General features: G+C 63.4%; 5 protein-coding genes and 2 pseudogenes. 5 read left to right on the top strand and 2 right to left on the bottom strand.

Annotated elements, in window-relative coordinates:
* The 3 genes and pseudogenes from PGX04_RS30105 to PGX04_RS30095 form a co-directional block, all read left to right on the top strand.
* Positions 1-251, top strand: a pseudogene (locus tag PGX04_RS30105) (long-chain fatty acid--CoA ligase); the annotation flags it as partial.
* A gap of 132 nt (positions 252-383) precedes the next feature.
* On the top strand, positions 384-1,115 hold the full coding sequence (locus PGX04_RS30100) for a type 1 glutamine amidotransferase (protein ID WP_273741850.1): 732 nt from the start codon (positions 384-386) through the stop codon (positions 1,113-1,115).
* A 100-nt stretch (positions 1,116-1,215) separates the two neighbouring features.
* Positions 1,216-1,485, top strand: coding sequence for a hypothetical protein (locus PGX04_RS30095; protein ID WP_273741849.1), 270 nt, complete (start codon positions 1,216-1,218; stop codon positions 1,483-1,485).
* A gap of 11 nt (positions 1,486-1,496) precedes the next feature.
* Here the strand turns inward: PGX04_RS30095 and PGX04_RS30090 are convergent, their stop codons facing one another.
* A complete protein-coding gene (locus PGX04_RS30090) occupies positions 1,497-3,674 on the bottom strand; it encodes a (Fe-S)-binding protein (RefSeq protein ID WP_273741848.1) in 2,178 nt (725 codons plus the stop codon).
* A 181-nt stretch (positions 3,675-3,855) separates the two neighbouring features.
* Between PGX04_RS30090 and PGX04_RS30085 the strand changes: the two genes are divergently transcribed.
* Entirely contained in the window at positions 3,856-4,446 is a 591-nt protein-coding gene (locus PGX04_RS30085) for a conditioned medium-induced protein 4 (RefSeq protein WP_273741847.1), read from the top strand.
* Between the two features lie 117 nt (positions 4,447-4,563).
* On the top strand, positions 4,564-5,250 hold the full coding sequence (locus PGX04_RS30080) for a CRISPR-associated protein Cas4 (RefSeq protein ID WP_273741846.1): 687 nt from the start codon (positions 4,564-4,566) through the stop codon (positions 5,248-5,250).
* A 316-nt stretch (positions 5,251-5,566) separates the two neighbouring features.
* Here PGX04_RS30080 and PGX04_RS30075 read toward each other — a convergent pair.
* Positions 5,567-5,744: pseudogene (locus tag PGX04_RS30075) on the bottom strand (L-threonylcarbamoyladenylate synthase); the annotation flags it as partial.

Here is a 5,744-nt window from a genome sequence, read left to right as displayed (position 1 = left end):
CCCGGCTAGTCGACGACGGGGGCGAGCCCCTCGAGGGCGCGGCCGACGGAACCCTTCAGCTCGCGGGACCGATGGTCGCCGACGGCTACGTCGACGCTGCCGGAACCGGCGACGAGAACTGGGACGAACCCGCCGAAATCGAGAGCCGAGAGGTCGAGGAGAGCGGCGACCGCGGTCGGTTCGTCGACGGCTGGTTCGATACCGGCGACCGGTTTCGCCGAGATGCCGACGGGAACTACAGTTCTCGATAACCGTCAGCGCGTCCGCTGTGGCCGTCCGTTGGCCGCTCCGCTCGAGTGCGCGCTCTCGATCACTGTCGGCGGTCACGGCAATGTCGGCGCTGGGCGGAACACCTATTTTTATCGAGTTGCCACTAGGAGGCGATGAGTCAACTGCGAATCGCCGTCCTGAATGCAGCCCATCGGGACGAGAACACGACGCGGAACTTCCGGCGCGAACTCGACGCCTCCCTGGCGGAGTTCGACGCCACCGACGGCGCGGTGCCGGACGATTTCGACTACGACGGAGCCGTCGTGACCGGCTCTCGAGCGTCGGTCTACTGGGACGACGAGTGGATGCAGCCCGTCAAAGAGTGGGTCGGCGAGGCGATCGATCGCGGACTTCCCTTCCTCGGGGTCTGTTGGGGTCACCAGCTGCTGGCCGACGTCCTCGGCGGCACCGTTGCGGACATGGGCGTCTACGAGGTCGGCTACAGCGAAATCGAGCAGGTCGCGGATGCGGAGTCGCGATTGTTCGACGGGATCGGCGAGACGTTCACCGCCTTCACCAGCCACTCCGACGAGGTCGCCGAGCTCCCGCCCGGTGCCGCCCCCCTCGCCGAGAACGACTACTCCAATCACGGCTTCCGCGCGGACCGGGTCTTCGGCGTCCAGTTCCACCCCGAGTACGATACGAAGACCGCCCGCGAACTCGTCCACCGGAAGGAGCTTTCCGACGAACGCCTCGAGTCGATCCTCGGCGAAATCACGGACGAGAACTATCAGCGGGCCTGCGAGGCGAAACTGGTATTCGACAACTTCCTCGAGTTCGTTCGCGAAGTGAAGCGGATCGATACCACTGCTGACGCGTCGGCTTCGGTCAGTCGCTCCGACTGAAGCGGTGGTCCGTTCCGTCCGGTATCTGCTGCCAGCGACTGACGGTTCAGAAAGGAACCCAGCAGAACTATTTTTCCGAGAGAAGTCAAAATACGGACGCATGACTCCGTCGGTCGAGATCACGGAACCGACGAACGACCGGCTCGAGGAGCTTCAGGCGGAGATCCGTCGCGAGACCGGACGGCCCGTCCCCAAATCGGTGGTACTCGAGCAGATAATTCGAGATGCCTCCGAGTCGAAAGACGAGGTGACGAGTTGTTTCGTGACGATTTGGAGTCGTAACCGGAGAATGAGTACACGGCTCCGTACCAAGCACGTCAGTCCGCAGGAGAACGCGATCGAAACGCACGCATCACCGAGATCGAACTGACTGCGAGTCGATCAGTCCGCAGCGACTTCGACCTGCGCTTCGTCCGCCTTCCCGATCGCCTCGACGATGAGTTCGGCGACGTCAACGACTTCGATCTCGTCCTCGTACCCGCCAGTTTTGCGGCCGTCCTCGTACATCGTCATGCACATCGGACAGGCGACGACGAACTTCTCGACGCCGCTGCCGGCGTCGGTGTCCTCGAGCGCCTCCCGAATGCGTTCTTCGCTGGGTTTGGGTTCTTCCTCGAAGTCCATCCAGAGCCCCCCACCGCCGCCGCCACAGCAGAACGAGTTGCTGCGGTTGCGGGGCATCTCGTCGAGCGTACAGCCGGTTGCTTTGATCAGTTCGCGCGGGGCCTCGTACTCGTCGTTGTATCGGCCGAGGTGACACGGGTCGTGGTAGGTGACCGTGTAGTCGAGTTCCGTGCCGCTCAGATCGAGCGTGCCCTCGGCGACGAGCTCTTCGACTGCCTGCGTCCAGTGATAGACCTCGATCTCGCCGTCCTCGTTCCACTGCTCCTCGTAGTCGAAGGGCATCATCGGATCGTCCGAGAACTCGTCGAAGTTGACCTCGGGATACTCGTTTTTGAACGTGTTGTAGGAGTGGGGGTCCGTACAGACGATTTTGTCGAACTCACAGTCCTCCCAGGTCTCGACGTGGTGGCCGGCCAGTTCGACGTAGAGCAACTCTTCGCCGACGCGGCGGATGTCGTTGCCGTCGAACTTTTCGTCGTCGAAGAGGATGCCGAAGCTGACGTCCGCTTCCGTGAGGATGGTCGCGAGCGAGCGGGCGACCTGCTTGTTGCGCTCGTCGTAGCTCGGGAAGTCGCCGACGTACCAGAGGTAGTCGACTTCCTCTTCGCGGGCGTCTGTGACGTCGAACTCGAGTTCGTCCGCCCAGTCGCCCCGGTTGCGCGGCGAGTCGCCGAACGTGTTGCCGTTTTGCATGACGTTCTGGAAGACGTCCTGCATGCTGGGGGCGACGTCGCCCTGATCGGTCATCTGGCGGTTGAGCCGGGTGAAGCTCTTGAGGTGCTCGATCTCGACGGGGCAGGCGTCCATACAGGCCATGCAGGCCATGCAGGACTCCATGGTCTCCGCGTTGATCACGCTCGTCCCGCCGTCGGCGACGATGGGTTGTTCCTCGCCGCCGGCGTCGAGGTCCTCTCGGTACGATTTCAGGTCGAGAATGACGTTGCGCGGATCGAGCGGGCGGTCCGAGGCCTTCGCGGGACAGACAGACGAACAGCGGCCGCACTTGGTACAGGCGTCCTGGTCCAGAATCTCCTTCCAGGTGAAGTCGTCGATGGATTCCGCGTTGGTCGCGTCGAGATCCGAGGGGACGTTCGGAAGGCGCTGACCGGCCTTCTCGTCGCGCGTGACGACGTTCGCGAAGGAGGAGAGCATGTGGAACGGCTTGGCGTAGGGGATCCACGCGATGAAGAAGAACGCGATCAGCGAGTGGGTCCACCACGCCAGCCAGTGGAGGTTCTCGACGTTCAGCCCCGAACCATTGAGCCCGGCCTGCTCGGCTCCCAGCGTGGCGAGGCCGATCCCGTTGAAGCCGAGCGCCAGCCCGTAGCCGACGAAGCTGACGATTTCGTGGTCGGGCATGCCGGCGCTGTAAATCCGAAGCCCCTCGAGGAGGAAGCCGCCGACGCCGAGCGCGAACAGCGTCCAGATGAAGATGTCGTCTTCGGTAGAGGTATGGCGGTCCCAGAGGCGGTGGTTACGGACCCAGTAGCGTCGGTACATCGCCATGCCGATTCCGACGACGAACAGCAGCCCCATCGCGTCGACGATGAACGAGTAGGCGAGATAGAAGTCGCCCTCCCAGAACGTCATGTGGAGGACTTTCTGGGCGGCGTACTCGTCGGCCATGATAATCAGGGTCGCGATGAACAGCGTCAGGAACCCCCACATGATAAACGAGTGCATCAGTCCGCCGTAGAGATCCCTGTTGAACTGCTTCTCGTTCGAGAGCACGATTCTAGTCGCGCTCACGATTCGGTTTTGTAAGTCATCGACCCGGGAGAACGAATCGTCGTCCCCCTCGGCGTAGCGGGAGAACCGCTGGTAGACGCCGTAGGTGAGGACGGCGATGGCGGTAAACGCAAGGAGATAGAACACCGCGTACTCGACGCTGGTGATCCCCCAGTACGTCTCCCTCGTTTGTGCGATGGTGTTCATGTGCATTGACGGGCAGGGCTGTAACTTAATTCTTGCCCCACGTCTCGGAAGACAACCCTGCCGCCGTGTTGCGGAAATTTTCCTTCGATTTCGAGTTTACTATGGTCGTTCGTGTTCGATTCGACGGCCCAACGTGATCTGGCAACAGGCTTAAATAGACTCCCGTCTGGAGTGTCCACCCATGAACGATAAAACCGAGGAACTCCGGGATATCTTCACCGACGTCACCGACGGCGAGGAAACCATCACCGAATCGCAGGAGAACGCCCGCGGTTCGCTCGAGCGAGACGAGCGATCGGACGAGGAGCGCCTCGAGAGCGTCGTCCAGCAGATGCGTGAGCGGTACGAGTTCGAACCGTCGCTCTCGGACGACGAGTTGATCACGGTCGCCAGAGCCTTCTACGACGACCGGAGCGACGACGAAGTCGCCGACGAGCTGGGGGTCGACGCGGACGAGGTCTTCGAGGCGCGACTATCGCTGCACCTCGTCGGAGAGACCGATGCGGACGAGGTCGACCTCGCGGCGATCCGCGACCGCGAGGAGGACGACGCGACGCTGGCCGACGAGTACGACGTGAGCGAGGCCCGGATCCGGCGGTACCGCCGCGTCGCCCGAGCGGAAGACCAGTCCCGCGCGGCGAACGACCGCTACCGCGACGAGTTCGACAGCATCCTCGCCGACGCCGACCTCTCCGAGCGCATGACGTCCGATCTCCGCGAGGACGGCCTCGAGGACGCGACGGAGGGGATGGAGACCGAAGTCGAGTTCTGACAACGTCGATGAAAACGGCCGGGCGTGAGCGAAGCGAACGCTCGGTAGAACTGCTGGTTTCGTGGCTAGTGCCCATTTATACGAGACTTTTTACGAGAAGGAGCGGCCAGACGGAGCGTGACTCACACGCCCATCTCGTTCAGCGATCTGCGGACCGCCGCCTACTGTCCGCGGAAGTGCTACTATCAGCGGCTGCTGCCGGACGAGGACCGAGAGCCGCCGCCCGAAGTCGAGGCGATTCGAGCGCTCGCCACCCGGTACGACGAGTTACTCGCGGCCCCGCCGGGAGCCCTCGAGTCCGAACCGATCGCCGTCCCCTCCGTTCGCTACCGCGATCGGCTGGCGGCGACCCGGGATCGACTCGAGGGGAGCGGCCAGTGGGAGCACCTCAGTGACCCCCTCGATCGGGCGGTGTTCGCAACCGGGCGACACTGTCGCGGCATCGTTCACAAGGTGCTGGCGGACCCGCTCGAGCCGACGCTGATCTCGTCGGGGGAACCGCCCGAAACCGGCGTCTGGAAGTCCCAGTCGGTCCACGCCGTCGCGGCCGCGAAGGCGCTGGCCTGGGAGCACCAGGCACCGGTGGAGCGGGCCTGGCTCGAGTATCCGGCGTACGGCGTGATCCGCTCGATCGACCTGACGACGCGACGGAAGGCGCAGTATCGGAGCGCGTTGCGGGCGGTTCGCGAGTTAGACAGTCCGCCCGTGCGGACGAACAACCGCTCGAAGTGCGAGTCCTGCGAGTTTGCGACAGAGTGCGGGGTCAAGACGCGGACGTTGCGGTCGCTGCTGGGGTTCGGATAGGTGCGCTTTCAGACAGTGACATGGTGCGGTATCGAACGATGAAGACGGCTCGAGGCGATCCACTCGATAGGCGCGTAAATGGAACGGTTCGTTCGAGGATGATTGAGAGGAAAAGCGGGTGTCCTGCTATCGTGGCAGCAGGGAATCGCCACGCCCTCCCCAGCCGATTCGCTCACTCACAGACGTTCGTTCGCTCATCCCTCGCGCAATATCGTCGACTGGCCTCACTCTCGTTCGCCCAGTCGACAGCGCGCGCCACCGCATGACGGTTGATCAGACTGAGCGATACAGGGATCACCGCATTCCCTTCAAACCGTTATGACTCCTCGAGCCACGCGTCGATCTCGGCGGCCTGCGCACCCCGGCGGTGGATCGTCTCGCTCGAGACGTCGACGACGGTGCTCTCGGTGCCGTCGGTTTCGCCCCCGTCGAGGACGACTTCAGCAGCCTCCCGGATCTCGGGATCGAGATCCGCGGGTTTCCGGGCGCTCTCC

It is taken from the genome of Natrinema soli (assembly GCF_028618695.1).
The sequence above is the reverse complement of the archived record's forward strand: the minus strand, read 5'-3'. Positions and strand labels throughout refer to the sequence as shown.

What these genes read in the sequence shown, in the direction of transcription:
- PGX04_RS30085 (WP_273741847.1), top strand. Translation starts at nt 3,856, where the DNA reads ATGAACGATAAAACCGAGGAACTCCGGGATATCTTCACCGACGTCACC.
- PGX04_RS30090 (WP_273741848.1), bottom strand. Translation starts at nt 3,674, where the DNA reads ATGAACACCATCGCACAAACGAGGGAGACGTACTGGGGGATCACCAGC.
- PGX04_RS30095 (WP_273741849.1), top strand. Translation starts at nt 1,216, where the DNA reads ATGACTCCGTCGGTCGAGATCACGGAACCGACGAACGACCGGCTCGAG.
- PGX04_RS30100 (WP_273741850.1), top strand. Translation starts at nt 384, where the DNA reads ATGAGTCAACTGCGAATCGCCGTCCTGAATGCAGCCCATCGGGACGAG.